The sequence below is a fragment of the Corallococcus macrosporus genome (genome assembly GCF_017302985.1).
Classification (GTDB): Bacteria; Myxococcota; Myxococcia; order Myxococcales; family Myxococcaceae; genus Corallococcus; species Corallococcus macrosporus_A.
In genome coordinates this window covers 238139-257907 of the sequence record NZ_JAFIMU010000006.1, presented here as the reverse complement: position 1 = coordinate 257907, position 19769 = coordinate 238139, and the positions used below count along the sequence as shown (strand labels likewise).

General features: G+C 72.0%; 2 protein-coding genes (both running past the window's edge). Both read left to right on the top strand.

Going from position 1 to position 19769, the window contains the following annotated elements:
• On the top strand, nucleotides 1-14574 hold the 3' portion of the coding sequence (locus JYK02_RS10930) for a non-ribosomal peptide synthetase (protein ID WP_207050864.1). The gene continues 2955 nt to the left of window position 1, outside the view; the window shows 14574 of its 17529 coding nt (coding positions 2956-17529); its start codon lies beyond the left edge, outside the window; the stop codon is at nucleotides 14572-14574.
• Nucleotides 14564-19769, top strand: the 5' portion of a protein-coding gene (locus JYK02_RS10925) for a non-ribosomal peptide synthetase (protein WP_207050863.1). It continues 38384 nt past the right edge of the window; the window shows 5206 of its 43590 coding nt (coding positions 1-5206); the start codon lies at nucleotides 14564-14566; its stop codon lies beyond the right edge, outside the window. The genes JYK02_RS10930 and JYK02_RS10925 overlap by 11 nt, the downstream gene beginning before the upstream one ends.

Genomic DNA, 19769 nt, shown 5'->3' with positions numbered 1-19769 from the left:
GTGCTGGACGCGCTGCCGCTGACGCCCAACGGGAAGGTGGACCGCAAGGCGCTGCCGGCGCCGGAAGGAGCGCAGGAAGCGGCGGACTACGTGGCGCCGAGGACACCGACGGAGGAGCTGCTTTCGAACCTCTGGGCGCAGGTGCTGGGCGTGGCGCGGGTGGGCGCGAGCGACAACTTCTTCGACCTGGGAGGCCACTCGCTGGTGGCGACGCAGGCGATGTCGCGCGTGCGAAGCGCCTTCGGCGTGGAGCTGCCGCTGCGGGCCCTCTTCGAATCCCCCACCGTCGCGGCCCTCGCGGTGCGTGTGGACGAAGCCCTGCGAGCGCGTCAGGGCGTGAAGGTCCCGCCGCTGACGCCGATGGCGCGCACGGGCGAGCTGCCGCTGTCGTTCGCGCAGCAGCGCCTGTGGTTCCTGGATCAGCTCCAGCCGGGCAGTGCCTCCTACAACGTGGCCACCGCGGTCCGCCTGGATGGCACGCTGGACGTCGCGGCCCTGGAGCAGGCCCTGACGGAGTTGGTGCGCCGGCACGAATCCCTGCGCACCACCATCCAGGCCCGTGAAGGCCAGCCGTTCCAGGTCGTTGCGCCTCCGGGCCCCGTGGCCTGGGACGTCCTCGACGTGAGCGGCCACCCCGAGCGTGAAGCCGAGGCCCGGTGCATCGTGGATGCGTGGACGCGCGCGCCGTTCGACCTCGCGAAGGGCCCCCTGTTTCGCACGCGCCTGGTGCGCCTGAGTGAGCGGGAGCACCTGCTCGCGATGGTGATGCACCACATCGTCTCCGACGGCTGGTCCATGGGCGTCCTCGTGCGCGAGGCCGTCGCGTTGTACGCGGCCCAGGTGGCGGGACGTCCCGCGCCGCTGCGCGAGCTGGGCGTGCAGTACGCGGACTACGCCGCGTGGCAGCGCGGCTGGTTGAAGGACGAGGTGCTCGACGCGCAGGTGGCGTGGTGGCGCAAGCAACTGGAAGGTGCGCCCCGGGTCATCGAGCTGCCCACCGACCACCCGCGCACCGCCGCGCCGCTGACTCGCGGAGCGCGCCGGACCACGACGTTGCCGTCCGCACTGCGGGATGCGCTGTGGAGCCTGGGCCGCAAGGAGGGCGTGACGCCGTTCATGCTGCTGCTGGCGGCGTGGCAGGTGCAGCTGTCGCACTACAGCGGGCAGGACGACATCAGCGTGGGCTCGCCCGTCGCGGGCCGCAACCGCACGGAGCTCGAAGGGCTCATCGGCTTCTTCGTCAACACGCTGGTGCTGCGCGCGCGCCTGGGTGATGGGCTCACCTTCCGCGACCTGCTCAAGCAGGTGCGGGAGACGACGCTCGGCGCGCAGTCGAACCAGGAGGTGCCGTTCGAGAAGCTCGTGGAGGAGCTGAAGCCCGAGCGCGACCTCAGCCGCCCGCCGCTGTTCCAGGTGATGTTCACGTTCCAGGAGGCGGCCTCGCGGGAGGCACGGCTTCCGGGCGACCTGCGCCTGAGCTCCGTGGAGACGGGCACCGACGCCGCGAAGTTCGAGTTGTCGCTATCCCTGGCGGACTCCGCGGACGGCCTCATCGCCGCGGTGGAGTACAGCCCGGACCTCTACGACGACAGCACCGCGGCCCGGATGCTCGGGCACCTGCGGGTGCTGCTGGAGGCCATCGTCGCGGAGCCCGGCCAGCGCGTCAGCGACCTGCCCGTGATGCCGGAGGCGGAGCGCCAGCAGGTGCTGGTGGAATGGAACCACACGCGGAAGGACTACGCGCGGAACACCTGCGTGCAGCACCTGTTCGAGGCCCAAGCGGCGCGCACGCCCGACGCGGAGGCGGTGCGCTTCGAGGGACAGGTCCTCTCGTACGCGCAGGTGAACGCGCGCGCCAATCAGCTCGCGCATCGGCTGCGCGGACTGGGTGTGGGGCCCGAGGTGCGCGTGGGCCTGTGCCTGGAGCGTTCGCCCGAACTGGTGGTGGGCCTGCTGGGCATCCTGAAGGCGGGTGGCGCCTACGTCCCCATGGACGCGACGTACCCCGCTGACCGGCTGCGCTACATGCTCTCCGACGCGGGCGTGCGGGTGCTCGTGACGGTGGAGCGGTTGGCGTCGGCCCTGCCGCTCGCGGATGAACAGGTGGTGCGGCTGGACGCGGATGCGGCGCTCCTGCGGACGCAGCCGGAGACCGCGTGCAACGTGGCCGTGGACGCGGGCTACCTGGCGTACGTGCTCTACACGTCGGGCAGCACGGGTCGGCCCAAGGGCGTGATGGTCCCGCACGGCGGCCTGAACAACTACGTCGCGTGGTCGCTGGAGGCCTACGGCCTGGAGCGCGGCGTGGGCGCGCCGGTGCACTCGCCCGTGGTGTTCGACCTGACGGTGACGAGCCTCCTGGTGCCGCTGGTCGCGGGGCGCGGCGTGTGGCTGCTGCCGGAGTCGGACGGCGTGGAAGGGCTGTCGCGGGCGCTGCGGGCCCGGCCGGACTACAGCCTGGTGAAGCTGACCCCGGCGCACTGGGAGTTGCTGCGCCAGACGCTGCCGGCGGATGAGGCGGCGGGGCGCGTGGGCGCGCTGGTGGTGGGCGGTGAGGCCCTGCCTCCCGCGAGCCTGGACTTCTGGCGGCGGCACATGCCGGGCACGCGGCTCATCAACGAGTACGGCCCCACGGAGACGGTGGTGGGCTGCGCGGTCTACGACGTGCCGCGCGAGGCGGACGTGTCGGCGGGCGTGCCCATCGGGCGGCCCATCGCGAACACGCGGCTGTACGTGCTGGACGCGCGGCTGCGGCCCGTGCCCCTGGGCGTGGCGGGCGGGCTGTACGTGAGCGGCGACGGCGTGACACGCGGCTACCAGCAGCGGCCGGAGCTGACGGCGGAGCGCTACGTGCCGGATCCGTTCAGCATGGAGCCGGGCGCGCGGATGTACCGCACCGGGGACGTGGCGCGTTGGCGCGCGGACGGTCAGCTGGAGTACCTGGGCCGCGCCGACTTCCAGGTGAAGGTGCGCGGCTACCGCATCGAGCTGGGCGACATCGAGGCGGCGCTGGCGAGTCATCCCGGCGTGCGCGAGTCCGTCGTGGTGGTGCGCGAGGACGTGGCCGGCGACAAGCGGCTGGTGGGTTACGTCACGGGTGAAGCCGTGGACGTCGCCGCCGTGCGAGCGTCGCTCCAGCAGCGGCTGCCCGCGTACCTGGTGCCTTCGGCGCTCATGGTGCTGGAGTCGCTGCCCCTCACGTCCAACGGCAAGGTGGACCGCAAGGCCCTGCCGAAGCCGGAGGGCGAAGCAGGCGGCTCGGACGTTACGGGCCCGCTCACGCCCACAGAGGAACTGCTCGCCGGAGTCTTCGCGCAGGTGCTCGGCGTGGAGCGGGTGGGGCGCCGGGACGACTTCTTCGAGATTGGCGGACACTCGCTGCTGGCGGCGCGGGTGGTGGCGCGGGTGCTCGCCGTCTTCGGCGTGGAGCTGCCCCTGCGGGAGCTGTTCGACGCACCCACGGTGGGGAAGCTCGCGCTTCGCGTGGACGCGCGTGCTCGGGCCGCGGACGCCCGTCCGGCTCCGGCGCTCGTGCCGGTGCCTCGCACGGACGCGATGCCGCTGTCCTTCGCGCAGCAGCGGATGTGGTTCCTGGAGCAGTTGGAGCCGGACAGCCCGCTCTACAACATCCCGAACGTCCTCCGCCTGGAGGGCACGCTGGACGTCGCGGCCCTGGAGCGAGCCTTCGCCGCGCTCATCCAGCGCCACGAAGGACTGCGGACCACCTTCCACGCCGACGCGGACGGACGGCCGTTCCAGCGGATCGCCGGCGAAGGCAAGGTGGGCTGGACCCAGGTCGATCTCCGCGACCGTCCTGACTCGGAACGAGAAGCCCGCGAGCATGCCCGCGCCGAATCGCTGCGCCCCTTCAACCTGGGCCAGGGCCCGCTCCTGCGCGTGACCCTGCTGCGCACCGGTGAGCGTCAGCACCTGCTGGTGGTGGTGCTGCACCACATCGTCTCCGACGGCTGGTCCGCGGGCGTGCTGGTGCGGGAGCTGGGAGCGCTCTACACGGCCTTCAGCGCGGGGCGTGCCTCGCCGCTGCAAGCGTTGCCGTTGCAGTACGCGGACTACGCGGTGTGGCAGCGCGAGTGGCTGCGGGATGAGGCTCTGGAAGAGCAGGTCGGCTGGTGGCGGCGCGAGCTGGAAGGCGCCCCGGCCGCGCTGGAGCTGTCGACGGACAAACCCCGCTCCGCGACGCCGACGTCGCGAGGCAGCTCCGTCGCGGTGGAGCTGTCGAAGCCGCTGACGGACGCGCTGAAGACGCTGGGCCGCCGCGAGGGCGCCACGCCGTTCATGGTGCTGCTGGCCGCTTGGCAGGCCCTCCTGTCGCGCTACAGCGGCCAGGACGACATCAGCGTGGGCACGCCGGTCGCGGGCCGCAACCGCGCGGAGGTGGAAGGCCTCATCGGCCTGTTCCTGAACACGCTGGTGCTGCGCACGCGTGTCGCGCCGGAGCGGACCTTCCGGCAGCTCTTGGGGCAGGTGCGTGAGACGACGCTGGGCGCGTTCGCGCACCAGCAGGTGCCGTTCGAGCGGCTGGTGGATGCGCTGAGGCCGGAGCGCGACCTGGGCCGCACGCCGCTGTTCCAGGCGATGCTGGTGCTCAACACGGAGGTGGACACCGCGCTGTCCCTGCCGGACCTGACCCTGCGTCCGGAGCCGGTGGACGGCGAGCACACGAAGTTCGAGCTGAGCCTGTCGCTCGCGGAGTCGGCGGAGGGCTTCCGGGGCGCGCTCGCGTACAGCGCGGACCTGTTCAAGCCGGCGACGGTGGAGCGGATGGTGGAGCACCTGCGGGTGCTGCTGGAGGGCATCGCCGCGAATCCAGATGCGCCCGTGAGCGCACTGCCGATGCTGGCGGAGGCGGAGCGGGAGCAGGTGCTGAGGACGTGGAACCAGACGGCGGAAACCGTGCCGTCGGAGCGCATCCACGCGCAGTTCGAAGCGCAGGTGGAGCGTGTGCCCGGTGGCGTGGCGGTCGTCGCGGGCGGCAAGCAGCTGACGTACGCGGAGCTGGACGCGAAGGCGAACCGGCTGGCGCGAGCGCTGGTGAAGGAAGGCGTGGGCCCCGACGTGCTCGTGGGCCTGTATGTGGAGCGCACGGTGGAGGCGGTGGTGGGGATGCTGGGCATCCTCAAGGCGGGAGGCGGGTACGTGCCGATGGACACGTCCTTCCCCGAGGCGCGAGTGAAGGCCATCGCGGAGGACGCGGGCCTGCGCGTGGTGGTGACTCAGCGGGCTCAGGCCGCGGATATCGCGAGCCTGGGGCTCGTCACGGTCGTCGTCGAAGCAGTGGATGAGGCCGGCGGTAGCACAGAGCCGGTGACGACGAAGGTGCGCGGAGAGAACGCGGCGTACGCCATCTTCACGTCCGGAAGCACGGGCCGTCCGAAGGGCGTGGTGGTGGAGCACCGGCAGTTGGCCAACTACGTGGGGAGCATCCGCGGGCGGCTGAGGCTGGAAGAGGGGATGAGCTTCGCGTCGGTGACGACGCTGGCGGCGGACCTGGGGCACACGGCCGTCTTCCCGATGCTGTGCGGAGGAGGGACGTTGCACCTGGTGTCGAAGGAGGTGGCGTCGGACGCGGAGGCCCTGGGCGCGTACATGCAGACGCACGGGGTGGACGGCCTGAAGGTAGTGCCCTCGCACCTGCGCGCGTTGCTGAGCGGGCCGAATGCGAAGGCGGTGCTGCCGAGGAAGCGGCTGGTGGTGGGCGGCGAGGCATCGGAGCGCGAGCTGGTGGAGACGGTGAAGCGGCTGGCGCCGGAGTGCGCCGTCTTCAACCACTACGGCCCGACGGAGACGACAGTCGGCGTGCTGACGAACCCGGTGGAGGGCGCGTGGGAAGAGGGCGCCACGACGCTGGCGCTGGGCCGTCCCATCGGCAACGCGCGCATGTACGTGCTGGACGCAAGTGCACGTCCGGTGCCGAGAGGCGTAGCGGGAGAGCTGTACGTCGGCGGTGCGGTGGTGACGCGCGGGTACGTGGGCCGTCCGGAGCTGACGGCGGAGCGGTACGTGCCGGACGCTTTCAGCACGGAGCCCGGGACGCGGCTGTACCGCACGGGCGACAAGGTGAGGCAGCGGGAGGACGGGAAGCTGGAGTTCCTGGGGCGCGTGGACTTCCAACTGAAGGTGCGCGGCTACCGGGTGGAGTTGGGCGAGGTGGAGTCGGGGCTGAGCGCATGCGAAGGCGTGCGTGAGGCCGTCGTGGTGGCGCGGGAGGACGCGCCCGGAGACACGCGGCTGGTGGCATACGTGGTGGCGAAGCCGGGCAGCACGGTGGAGGCCACGGCGCTGAGAAGTGAGCTGAAGGGACGGCTGCCGGAGTACATGGTGCCGTCGGCCTTCGTCGTCCTGGAGGCGATGCCGCTCAACGCCAACGGCAAGGTGGACCGCAAGGCCCTGCCCAAGCCGGAGACGGTGGATGCGGACGCGCAGGACTTCGTCGCCCCACGCACGCCCACGGAGCAGACCCTGGAGCGCATCTGGGCCCAGGTGCTTCGGCAGGAGCGCGTGGGCATCCACGCCAACTTCTTCGAGCTGGGCGGCGACTCCATCATCAGCCTCCAGATCGTCGCGCGCGCCGCGCGGGCCGGGCTGCGCATCACGACCCGGCAGCTCTTCCAGCACCCGACCATCGCGGCACTGGCGACCGTCGCCACCTCGGCGTCGCTCGTGGTGGCGGAGCAGGGCGAGGTGCTCGGGTCCGTCCCGCTCACGCCCATCCAGCGCCGGCTCTTCGAGGAAGACGTCGTTGATCCGCACCACCTCAACCAGTCGCTGATGATCGAAGCCCGCCGCCCGGTGGACGCGGCGGTGCTGGAGCAGGCGCTGCGTCACCTCGTAGCGCATCACGATGCGCTGCGGCTGCGCTTCACGCAGGCCGCCGCTGGCTGGTCGCAGGAGAACACCGGGGTGTCGCAGCCGCTGACCCTGCGCCGGCTGGACGTCTCCACGCTGGATGACGCCGCGAAGGTCCAGGCCATCCAGGACGCGGCGGCCCGGCTCCAGGCGAGCTTCGTGCTGGACGAAGGACTGCTGCTGCGCGCGATGTTGATTGAACGCGGCGAAGGCCAGACCGCGCGCCTGTTGCTGGCGGTGCACCACCTCGCGGTGGACGGCGTGTCGTGGCGCGTGCTGCTGGAGGACCTGGAGACGGCCTATCAGCAGCTCGCCTCGGGCCAGCCGGCGCGGCTGCCCGCGAAGACCACTTCGTTCCAGACGTGGGCCCGCAGGCTGGAGGCCCATGCGAGGACTCCCGACGCGCGGTCCGAGCTCGCCTTCTGGCGGGATGCGACCCGGAACGTCGTGCCGCTGCCCGTGGACCGGGCCGGTGGCGAGAACACCGTGGCCTCGACGCGGAGCGTTTCGCTGTCGCTCGACGTGGAGGAGACGCGGCTCTTGCTCCAGGAAGTGCCGGCCGCGTACCGCGCGCAGATCAACGACGTGCTGCTCGCCGCGCTGGTCCAGTCGATGGCGCGGTGGACGGGCCAGCACCGGATGCGCGTCAACCTGGAAGGCCACGGGCGCGAGGAGCTGTTCGCGGACGTGGACCTGTCCCGCACGGTGGGCTGGTTCACCGCCGTGTACCCCGTGGTGCTGGAGGTGCCCGCCTCGGGCAGTGCCGGTGACGGGCTGCGCGCGGTCCGAGACACCCTGCGGCGCCTCCCGGGCAACGGCGTGGGCTATGGCCTCCTGCGCTACCTGGGCGACACCGAGACGGTGGAAGCCCTGCGCGCCGCGCCTCCGGCCCAGGTGTCCTTCAACTACCTGGGCCAGTTCGACGGCGTCGCGTCCGGCACCGGCGACACCGCGTTCCGGATCGCTCGCGAGGGCAGCGGCCCCGTGCGCAGCCCCCGTGCTCCGCGCCGCCACGTACTGGACGTCAGCGGCCTGGTGCTCGACGGGCAGCTCCAGTTGAGCTGGAGCTACAGCGAACACCTGCACAGCCAGGCCACCATCGAGGCGCTCGCTCGCGACTTCGTGGCCGCGCTGCGCACGCTCATCGCGGGCCGGGCTTCAGCGGATGCCGCACGCCGCACGCCCACGGACTTCCCGCTCGCTCGCGTGGAGGCGTCCGCGCTGGAGCGCGTGCTGGCGGCCGTCCCCAACCTGGAGGACCTCTACCCGCTGTCGCCCATGCAGCAGGGCATGCTCTTCCACACGCTGCTGGAGCCCGCGTCGGGCGCGTACTTCGAACAGCGCTCCTGGAGCTTCCACTCCGCGCTGGACCTGGGCGCGCTCAAGCAGGCGTGGGAGGACGTCATCGCGCACCACCCGGTGCTGCGCACCTCGTTCTTCTGGCAGGGCCTGGAGTCGCCGCTCCAGGCGGTACATGCCCGGGTGACGCTGCCCTGGTCGGAGCTGGACTGGCGCGGGCTCTCCGCTTCGGAGCAGCAGGCCCGGCTGGAGACGTTCCTCGCGGAGGACCGGGCGCGTGGCTTCGAGCTGGCGCACGCGCCGCTGATGCGGCTGGCGCTGATCCGCACGGAGGAGCAGGCCTGGCGGTTGGTGTGGAGCTTCCACCATCTGCTGACGGACGGCTGGAGCTCGGCGCTGCTGCGCAAGGCCGTGTTCACCCGCTACGCCGCGCTGGCGCAGGGGAAGGCCCCGCCGCAGGAGAAGGGCCCCGCGTACCGCGAGTACATCGCGTGGCTCCAGCGCCAGGACCTCCAGCGCACGGAGTCCTTCTGGCGCGACGCGCTGGCGGGCTTCTCCGCCGCGACGCCGCTGCCGGCGGGTGGTGCCTCGCGTGCGTTCGCCACCGGTGGACTGTCAGAGCAGTCGGTGCTGCTGCCGGCTGACACGACCGACGCGCTCCAGGCCTTCGCGCGCCGCCATCAGCTCACGCTCAACACGCTGGTGCAGGCCGCCTGGGCGCTGGTGCTCGCGCGGCACGCGGACACGTCCGACGTCGTCTTCGGCGCGACCGTCGCGGGACGGCCCTCGGAGCTGCCGGGCGTCGATTCGATGCTGGGCATGTTCATCAACACGCTGCCCGTGCGCGTCCGGATGGATGAGCGCTCGGCGGTGGTGCCTTGGCTCCAGCAGCTCCAGTCGCAGCAGGTGGAGCTGCGCCACCACGAGCACAGCCCGCTGGTGCAGGTGCAGGGCTGGAGCGAAGTGCCCCGGGGCACGCCCCTCTTCGAGACGCTCCTCGTCTTCGAGAACTACCCCGTGGACAGCACCGTGGAGACTGGCGCCCGTCGGCTGGACGTGCGCGACTTCCACGCGTTCGAGCGGACGAACTACCCCCTCACCGCCGTGGCCGCGCCCGGCCGCGAGCTGCTGCTCAAGCTCGCGCACGAGACGCCGCGCTTCGACGACGCAACGGCCAAGGCCCTGCTGGGGCAGTGGCGCCGGGCCCTGGAAGGACTGGTCGCCCGGGCCGGTCAGCGCGTCGCCGACGTGAGCCTCCTCTCCGTGGAGGAGACGCACGCGCTGAAGGACACCTGGAACGCGACGCGCGCGGAGTACCCCCGCACGCTCGCGGTGCAGCAGCTCTTCGAGGCCCGCGCTGCCCAGGCGCCCGACGCGGAGGCGCTGCGCTGGAACACCGGCACCCTGACGGCCGGAGCCCTGGACGCGCGAGCGAACCGGCTGGCGCACCACCTGCGCGCGCAGGGCGTGGGCCTGGAGTCGCGCGTGGGCATCTGCCTGGAGCGCGGCCCGGACCTCGTCGTCGCGCTGCTCGCGGTGCTCAAGGCCGGGGGCGCCTACGTGCCCCTGGATCCGACCTATCCCGAAGCGCGCCTGGGCTTCATGGCCCGCGACGCGAACCTCACGGCGCTGCTGACGCACCGGCACCTGGAGGCGCGCCTGCCCGGCGTGCACGCGCAGGTCATCCGGATGGACGCGCTGGAGGACGTGCTCGCCGCGCTGCCCACCACGCGTCCGGCGGTGGAGACGCGCCCGGAGGCGCTGGCCTACGTCATCTACACGTCCGGCAGCACCGGCCGTCCCAAGGGCGTGATGGTCACGCACGGGGGCGTCGTCAACTACCTCACCTGGGCGCTGGACGCGTACCGCGTGGCGGACGGGCAGGGCGCTCCGGTGCACTCGTCGTTCTCCTTCGACCTCACCGTGACGAGCCTGCTGGCGCCGCTCGCGGCGGGCCGTCCCGCCGTGCTGGTGGACGAGGCCGTGGGCGCCGTGGAGGGACTGGGTGAAGCCCTGCGCAAGCAGGCGGACCACAGCCTCGTGAAGCTCACGCCCGCGCACCTGCGGCTCCTGGAGGCCCAGCTCGCGGAGCAGGGCGCTTCCGGCCGCGCGCGGGCCTTCGTCATCGGCGGCGAGGCGCTGGGCTACGAGGCGCTGGAGCACTGGCGGCGGTACGCGCCGGGCACGCGGCTCATCAACGAGTACGGCCCCACCGAGACGGTGGTGGGCTGCTGCATCCACGAGGTCCGTGAGGACGAGCCGCGCACGGGCCCCGTGCCCATCGGCCATCCCATCGCGAACACGCGCCTGTACGTGCTGGACGCGGCGGGCCGCCTCTCCCCACGAGGTGCCGTGGGTGAGCTCTACGTCGGAGGCGACGGCGTGGGCCGCGGCTACCTGGGCCGCCCGGACCTCACGGCCGAGCGCTTCGTGCCGGATCCGTTCAGCTCCGAGCCGGGCGCGCGCCTGTACCGCACCGGCGACACCGTGCGCCGCCGCGCGGACGGCGTGCTGGAGTACCTGGGCCGCCGCGACGACCAGGTGAAGGTGCGAGGCTTCCGCATCGAGCTGGGCGAAATCGAGTCCGTGCTGACCGCGCTGCCGGACGTCGCCGCGGGCGTGGTGCTCGCCCGTGAGGACGTGCCGGGAGACCGGCGCCTCGTGGGCTACGTGGTGCCGAAGGCCGGGGCCACCGTGGACGCCGCGTCGCTCAAGACCGCGCTGCGCAAGACGCTGCCGGACTACCTGGTCCCCGTCGCCTTCGTCGTGCTCGACACGCTGCCCGTGGCCGTCACCGGCAAGGTGGACCGCAAGGCCCTGCCCGCGCCGGAGGCCACCGGCGGTGAGTCCCACTTCGTCGCGCCGCGCACGCCGGAGGAGGAGCTGCTCGCCGGCCTCTTCGCGCAGGTGCTGGGCGTGGAGCGGGTGGGCGTCCATGACGACTTCTTCGCGCTGGGTGGCCACTCGCTCCGGGCCACGCAGGCGGTGTCGCGGGCTCGCGACGTCTTCGGCGTGGAGCTGCCCCTGCGCGACCTCTTCGAGGCGCCGACGGTCGCCACGCTCCTGCCGAAGCTCCTGGAGGCGAAGGCGAAGAACGCCGAGGGTCCTCGCGTCCCGCCGCTCGTCCCGGTGCCTCGCACGGAGTCGCTGGCGCTGTCCTTCGCGCAGCAGCGCCTGTGGTTCCTGGATCAACTGGAGCCCCAGGGGGCGTTCCACAACGTGCCCGCCGCGCTTCGGCTGGAAGGCACGCTGGACGTGGCCGCGCTGGAGCGGGCGTTCGCGGAGCTCTTCCGCCGCCACGAAGCCCTGCGCACCGTGTTCCGCGCCCAGGAGGGCCGGCCGCTCCACGTCATCCAGCCGGTGCCGGAGTCCCCGGTGTCGCGTCAGGACCTGCGTGGCCTGCCCGAGCTGGCCCGTGAGGAGGAGGCGCTGCGCCAGGCCCAGGAGGAGGCGAGGCGTCCTTTCGACCTCGCCCGGGGACCGCTCCTGCGCGTGACGCTGCTCCAGCTCGCGGAGCGTCAGCACCTGCTGCTCCTGACGATGCACCACATCGTCTCCGACGGCTGGTCCATGAGCGTGCTCGTGCGCGAGCTGGTGGCCCTCTACGAAGCCTTCCGCACCGGTAGGCCGTCGCCGCTGCCGGAGCTGCCGCTCCAGTACGCGGACTACGCGGCCTGGCAGCGCCAGTGGCTGGAGCAGGGCGCGCTGGCCCAGCAGCTCGCGTGGTGGAAGCGCCAGCTGGACGGCGCACCGCAGACGGTGGACCTGCCCACGGACAGGCCCCGTCCCACCGTGCAGTCGCACAAGGGTGAACAGCTTCAGGTGCTGGTGCCGCCGGACGTGATGGCCCGCCTCCAGGCACTGTGCCGCCGCGAGGGCGTCACGCTCTTCATGGCGCTGCTCGCGGGCTTCCAGGTGGTGCTGTCGCGCTACACGCGCCGCACGGACATCGTGGTGGGCACGGACATCGCCAACCGCAACCGCGCGGAGACCGAAGGCCTCATCGGCTTCTTCGTGAACCAGCTCGTCCTGCGCGGCGACCTGGGCGGAGACCCCACCGTGCGTGAGCTGCTGTCCCGCGCACGCGAGACGGCGCTCTCCGCGTACGCACACCAGGACCTGCCGTTCGAGGAGCTGGTGAAGGAGCTGAACCCCAAGCGCAGCCTGGGCCAGGCGCCCCTGTTCCAGGTGAAGCTGGTGCTCCAGAACGCGCCCGTGTCCCGGCTGGAGCTGCCCGGGCTGGAGCTGAGCCCCGTGGGCCAGGAGGCCACCCGCGCGAAGCTGGACCTGACCGTCGCGGTGCAGGAGACGCCCCAGGGGCTCGCCTGCGTCTGGGAGTACGCCACGGACCTCTTCGACGGGGACACCGTGGCGCGCATGGCGAAGCACTTCGAGCAGGCCCTGGACGGCCTGACCCGCGAGGCCTCGCGCCGCCTGTCCTCGCTGTCCCTGCTCACCGACGCCGAGCGCCACACGCTGCTCGACGCCTGGAACGACACGCGCACCGACGCGCTGCCGGGGCCCACCGCCACGGCGCTGTTCGAAGCGCAGGCCGCTCGCACGCCGGACGCGCTGGCGGCGGTGTACGGCGACACGTCGCTGACGTACGCGCAGCTGGACGCGAAGGCCAATCAGCTCGCGTGGCACCTGAAGCAGAGCGGCGTGGGCCTGGAGTCGCGCGTGGGCCTGTGCGTGGAGCGCTCGCTCGACATGGCCGTGGGCATCCTGGGCATCCTGAAGGCGGGCGCGGCCTACCTGCCGCTGGATCCGTCCTACCCGAGCGACCGCCTGGCCTACATGCTGGCGGACGCGGCGGTGCTGGTCATCGTCACGCAGGACGCCCTGGCGGATGAATTGCCGGTACAAGGCGAGTTGTTGGTGTGCCTGGACTCGGACGCGGCCCGCATCGCGAAGCACCCGGTGACGAAGCCGCCCGTGAAGCTGGAGCCGGAGCACCTGGCCTACGTCATCTACACGTCCGGCTCCACGGGCCGTCCCAAGGGCACGCTGCTGCACCACCGGGGCCTCTGCAACACGGCCACGGCGGCCATCGCGGCGCTGGGCATCACGCCCTCCAGCCGCGTCCTCCAGTTCGCGGCCTTCGGCTTCGACGCGTCGGTGTGGGAGACGTTCTCCGCGCTGCTGGGCGGCGCGGCGCTGCACCTCGCGCCTCGGGAAGCGCTGCTGCCGGGAGCGCCGCTGCACGGCCTCATCGCGTCCAGCGGCATCACCACCGTGACGCTGACGCCGTCCGTGCTGGCGCAGCTGGAGCCGGAAGGACTGCCGCTGCTCACGTCCGTGGCCGCCGCGGGCGAGGCCTGCTCCGCGGAGCTGGTGCGCCGCTGGTCTCCGGGCCGCCGCTTCCTCAACGCGTACGGCCCCACCGAGGTCACGGTCTGCGCCACGGTGCGCGCGAACGTGGACCCCACGCGGCCCACCATCGGCACGCCGCTGCCGAACGTGCGGGTGTACGTGCTGGACGACCAGGGACAGCCGGTGCCCGTGGGCGTGCCCGGCCAGCTGCACGTGGGCGGCGTGGGTCTGGCGCGGGGCTACCTGCACCGCGCGGACCTCACCGCCGAGCGCTTCGTGCCGGACGCCTTCGGCCCCGAGGCCGGCGGGCGGCTCTATGCCACGGGCGACCTCGTGCGCTACCTGCCCTCCGGCGAGCTGGAGTTCCTGGGCCGCATCGACCACCAGCTCAAGCTGCGCGGCTACCGCATCGAGCTGGGCGAGGTGGAGGCCGCCATCGCGGACCACTCCGCCGTGGAGTCCACCGTCGTCCTCCTGCGCGAGGACGTGCCCGGCAACCCCCGGCTCGTGGCCTACGTGGTGCCGCGCGAGGGGCAGGTGCTGGACATGCGGGCCCTCAAGGACGCGCTCCTCGCCCGGCTGCCGGAGTACATGGTGCCCTCCGCCTTCGTGTCGCTGGAGGCGCTGCCGCTCACGCCCAACGGCAAGCTGGACCGGCAGGCGCTGCCGGTGCCGGACACGCAGCGCCCCGAGCTGGAGAAGGGCTACGTGGCGCCGCGCGACGAGCTGGAGCAGCAGCTGGCCGACATCTGGTCGGAGCTGCTCGGCGTGAAGCAGGTCGGCGTCCACGACGATTTCTTCGAGCTGGGAGGCCACTCGCTGTTGGGCACCCAGCTCATCTCCCGCATCCGCACGACGTTCGACGTGGAACTGCCGCTGAGGGACATCTTCGAGTCCCCGACGGTGGAGAACCTCGCCGTCCACATCGTGCAGGCCCAGGCCGCGCAAGCGGACCCCGCGGAACTCGAACGACTCATGGGGGAGCTGGAGCACCTGTCCGCCGAAGAAGCGGAAGCGCTCCTGTCCTCTGACGAAGTGCCCTCCGACGAAGTCCTCCCCCAGGACATCAAGAAGGTCTCCAGCAATGAGCAGTGACGCCGACAAGCGCATCGCAGCCCTGTCCCCCGAGAAGCGCGCCCTGCTGCTCAAGCAGCTGCGCCAGCAGCAACAGCAGCAGGGGGCCCGTCCCGCGCGTGCACCGGCCATCGCCCGCCGTCCCCGTGACGGCTCGCCATTGCCGCTGTCGTTCGCCCAGCAGCGCCTGTGGTTCCTGGATCAGTTGGAGCCGGAGAGCGCGCTCTACAACATCCCCCTGGCCATCGAGCTGAAGGGCGAGCTGAAGCTGGAGGCGCTGGAGCAGGCGTTCACCGCGCTCCAGGAGCGCCACGAGTCCCTGCGCACGACCTTCCGCACCGTGGAGGGCACACCCGTCCAGGTCATCTCTCCGCCGTCGCCGCTGACGCTGGAGGTGGCGGACCTGCGCGGCGTGGCCGGCCCCGAACGCCAGGCCGAGCTGTCGCGCCGCGTGCGCGAGGAATCGCTGCGGCCCTTCCACCTGGGCCGGGGCCCGCTGGTGCGCGCGTCGCTGGTGCGCACGGGTGACGAGGAGCACGTGCTGCTCGTGACCATGCACCACGCCATCTCCGACGGCTGGTCCATGGGCGTGGTCATCCGCGAGCTGGCGTCGCTCTACGACGCCTACCTGCACGGGCGTCCGTCGCCGCTGCCGGAGCTGGCGCTCCAGTACGCGGACTACGCCGGGTGGCAGCGCGAGTGGCTCCAGGGCGAGACGCTGAAGGCGCAGCTCGACTGGTGGAAGCAGCAGCTGGAGGGCGCGCCGGACGTCATCGCGTTGCCCACGGACCGGCCGCGTCCGGCCATCCAGAGCTCGCGGGGCGCGAAGCACTTCGTGCAGCTGCCGCGCGCCGTGTCGGAGGCGATGAAGGCGCTGGGCCAGAAGGAGGGCGCCACGCCCTTCATGACGCTGCTGGCGGCGTGGCAGGTGCTGCTGGCGCGCTACACCGGCCAGGACGACATCAGCGTGGGCACGCCCATCGCGGGCCGCAACCGCGCGGAGCTGGAAGGCCTCATCGGCTTCTTCATCAACACGCTCGTGCTGCGCGCGAAGGTGAAGCCGGGGATGACCTTCCGCCAGGTGCTCGCGCACGTGCGGGAGCAGGCGCTGGGCGCCTACGCGCACCAGGAGGTGCCCTTCGAGAAGCTGGTGGACCTGCTCCAGCCGGTGCGCACGCTCAGCCACTCGCCGCTGTTCCAGGTGATGTTCAGCCTGCAGAACGCGCCGGTGTCGGAGCTGGTGCTGCCGGACGTGGCGCTGCGCACGCTGCGCGTGGAAGCGCAGACGACGAAGTTCGAACTGACGCTGTCGCTGTCGGACACGCCGGAAGGGTTCTCCGGTTCGATTGAGTACAACACGGACCTGTTCGATGCAGGCACGGTGGAGCGGATGGCGGGGCACCTGGAGGTGCTACTGGAGGCCATCGCGAAGAACCCGGATGCGAAGGTGTCGCAGCTGCCACTGCTGACGGAAGGCGAGCGTCGGCAGCAGGTGCTGGGGTGGAACGCGACGAGGACGGCGTTCCCGAGGGAGAAGTGCGTCCACACGCTGGTGACGGAGCAGGTGGAGCGCACGCCGGACGCGGTGGCGCTGGATTTTGGAGGGGAGCAGCGGACGTTCCGCCAGGTGGAGACGCGGGCGAACCAGCTTGCGCAGCGGCTGGTGAAGCAGGGCGTGAAGCGCGGCTCGCGGGTGGGCCTGTGCGTGGAGCGTGGAGTGGGGATGGTGGAGGGGATGCTGGGCATCCTCAAGGCGGGCGGAGCGTACGTGCCGCTGGACGCGGGCTACCCGCGGGAGCGGCTGGCGTTCATGGTGGAGGACGCCGGGGTGGAAGTGCTGGTGACGCAGAAGTCCCAGCAGGGCTCACTGCCTGAAGGGCAGTACACCGTCGTGCTGCTGGACGACGGCACGCTGGACGCGGAGCCGGCGCAGGCGTCCGAGAGCCGGGTGGATGCGACGGACCCGGCGTACGTCATCTACACGTCGGGAAGCACGGGGCGTCCGAAGGGCGTGTGGGTACCCCACCGGGCCATCGTGCGGCTGCTGGTGGAGACGAACTTCATCCAGCTGACGGGAGAGGACCGCATCGCGCAGGTGTCGAACGCGTCGTTCGACGCGGCGACGTTCGAGGTGTGGGGCGTGCTGCTGCACGGCGGGCGGCTGGTGGGCGTGGCGAAGGACGTGGCGCTGTCGCCTGCGGCGTTCGCGGCGTACCTGCGCGACGAGCGCATCAGCACGCTGTTCGTGACGTCCGCGCTCTTCAACCAGTTGGTGGCGCAGTCGGCGGAGACGTTCCAGACGGTGCGGCAGCTCCACGTCGGCGGTGACGCCGTGGATCCGGGCGCGGCCCGGGCGGTGCTTGCGCGCGGCGCCCCAGGGAAGTTCGTCAACGCGTACGGCCCCACGGAGAGCACGACGTTCGCCGCGTGGCACCACGTGAAGGAAGTGCCGGAAGGCGCGACGGCGGTGCCCATCGGCAGGCCGCTGTCCAACACGGAGCTGTACGTCCTGGATGCCGAGCTTCAGCCGGTGCCCGTGGGCGTGCTCGGTGAGCTGTACATCGGCGGCGACGGTCTGGCGCTGGGCTACCTGGGCCGGCCGGAGCTGACGGCGGAGAAGTTCGTGCCGCACCCGTTCCGCACGGCGGCCGGTGCGCGCCTGTACCGCACGGGCGACCAGGTGAAGCAGTTGCCCGACGGCGGCATCGTGTTCCTGGGCCGCTTGGACTCGCAGGTGAAGGTGCGTGGCTTCCGCATCGAGCTGGGCGAGGTGGAGTCGGCGCTGGGCCAGTGCAAGGGCGTGGCCGAGAACACCGTCATCGCGCGCGAGGACTCGCCGGGCATCAAGCGGCTGGTGGCCTACGTGGGCGCTCCGGAGGCGACGCGCCCCACGGTGGACGCGCTGCGCGCGGAGCTGAAGACGCGGCTGCCGGAGTACATGGTGCCCGCGGCGTTCGTGATGCTGGAGTCGCTGCCGCTCACGCCCAACGGCAAGGTGGACCGCAAGGCCCTGCCCGCGCCGCAGGGAGACCGCCAGGACTCGGGCAAGGCCTACGTCGCGCCGAGGACGCCGGAAGAGGAGAAGCTCGCGGCCATCTGGGCGTCGGTGCTGGGCCTGGAGAAGGTGGGCATCCACGACAACTTCTTCGCCCTGGGCGGCGACTCCATCATCAGCATCCAGATCATCTCGCGCGCCAACCAGGCCGGTCTGCGCCTGATGGCGAAGCAGCTCTTCCAGCACCAGACGGTGGCGGAACTGGCGCAGGTGGCCACCGCGGCGCTCGCGTCGCAGGCGGAGCAGGGCGTGGTGCGCGGCCCGGTGCCGCTCACCCCCATCCAGCACTGGTTCTTCGAGCGGGACATCCCGCGGCCGCACCACTTCAACCAGGCGGTGATGATCGAAGCGCGGCAGCGCGTGGACGCCGGGCTGCTGGAGAAGGCGCTGGCGCGGCTGGTGGAGCACCACGACGCCCTGCGCCTGCGCTACGTGCGCGGTGAGGCCGGCTGGACGCAGGAGAACGCGGGCCTGGAGCAGCCGGTGTCCCTGCGGCGCCTGGACGTCTCCGCGCACGCGGGCGACGAGGAGGCCCAGCGCCGGGCCATCCAGGCCGCCGCCGCGGACCTGCACAAGAGCCTGCGCCTGGACGAGGGGCTCCTCCTGCGCGCCATGCTCGTCGAGCGCGGCGAAGGGAACACGGAGCGCCTGCTGCTCGTCGTCCACCACCTGGCGGTGGACGGCGTGTCGTGGCGCGTGCTGCTGGAGGACCTGAACACCGTCTACACCCAGTTGCGTCGCGGCGTGCCCGCGTCGCTCCCGTCGAAGACGACGTCCTTCCAGGAGTGGGCCCGCAAGCTGGAGGCGCACGCGCGCGGCCCGGCGATGGCGTCCGAGCTGGCGTTCTGGCTGGAGGGGGCCCGAGAAGTCAAACCCCTGCCGGTGGACCATCAGGGTCTCAACACGCTCGCGTCCGCGAACAGCGTCCGCGCGGTGCTGGAGACGGAGGAGACGCGCGCCCTGCTGCAGGAGGTGCCGACCGCGTACCGGGCCCACATCAACGACGTGCTCCTGGCGGCGCTGACGCAGGCCCTGTCCGGCTGGACGGGCGAGCGGCGGGCACGCATCCACCTGGAGGGCCACGGCCGCGAGGAGCTGTTCGCGGACGCGGACATCTCCCGCACGGTGGGCTGGTTCACGTCCGTCTACCCGGTGCTGCTGGAGGTGCCCGAAGGCGGCACCCCGGGTGACGGCCTGCGCGCGGTGCGAGACACGCTGCGGCGGTTGCCCAACAAGGGCCTGGGCTACGGGCTCGTGCGCTACATGCGCGACGCGGACGACGCCGCGAAGCTCAAGGCGGTGCCCCCCGCGCAGGTGGCCTTCAACTACCTGGGCCAGTTCGACGCGATGGCGGCCGGCGAGTCGATGTTCGGCCTCGCGAAGGAGCCAGCGGGCCCGGGCCAGGGCGAGGGCGGCCTGCGCACGGCGCTCCTGGAGGTGAACGGCCTGGTCATCAACGGCCGGCTGGAGCTGTCCTGGACGTACAGCGAGGCCGTGCACGCGCGCGCCACGGTGGAGGCGCTGGCGGAGTCGTTCCTCAAGTCCCTGCGCACGCTCATCGCGAACCGCGAGACGCAGGACGCGCGCCGCTACACGCCCGCGGACTTCCCGCTGGCCCGGCTGGACGCGCCGGGCCTGGCGAAGCTGCACGCGGCGAAGCCAGACCTGGAGGACGTGTATCCGCTGTCTCCGCTCCAGCAGGGCATGCTCTTCCACGCGCTCCTGGAGCCCACGTCGGGCATGTACTGCGAGCAGATGGCGTGGAGCTTCCACGGCACCGTCAACCTGCCGGTGATGCGGCGGGCATGGGAGCTGCTCGTGGAGCGCAACGCCATCCTGCGCACGTCCTTCGTGTGGGACGGATTGTCAGAGCCGTTGCAGGTGGTGCACGCGTCGGCGGAGCTGCCGTGGCGCGAGCTGGACTGGCGCGGCCTGTCGCAGGCGGAGCAGCAGGACCTGTTCCAGCAGTACCTCGCGGACGACCGGGCGCGAGGCCATGACGTGACGCGCGCGCCGCTGATGCGGCTGACCGTCATCCGCATGGATGACCAGGTGCTGCGCTGCCTGTGGAGCATCCACCACCTGCTGCTGGACGGCTGGAGCATGTCGCTCCTCATCCAGGAGCTGTTCTCGCTCTACCGCGCCCTGGACCAGGGCCAGT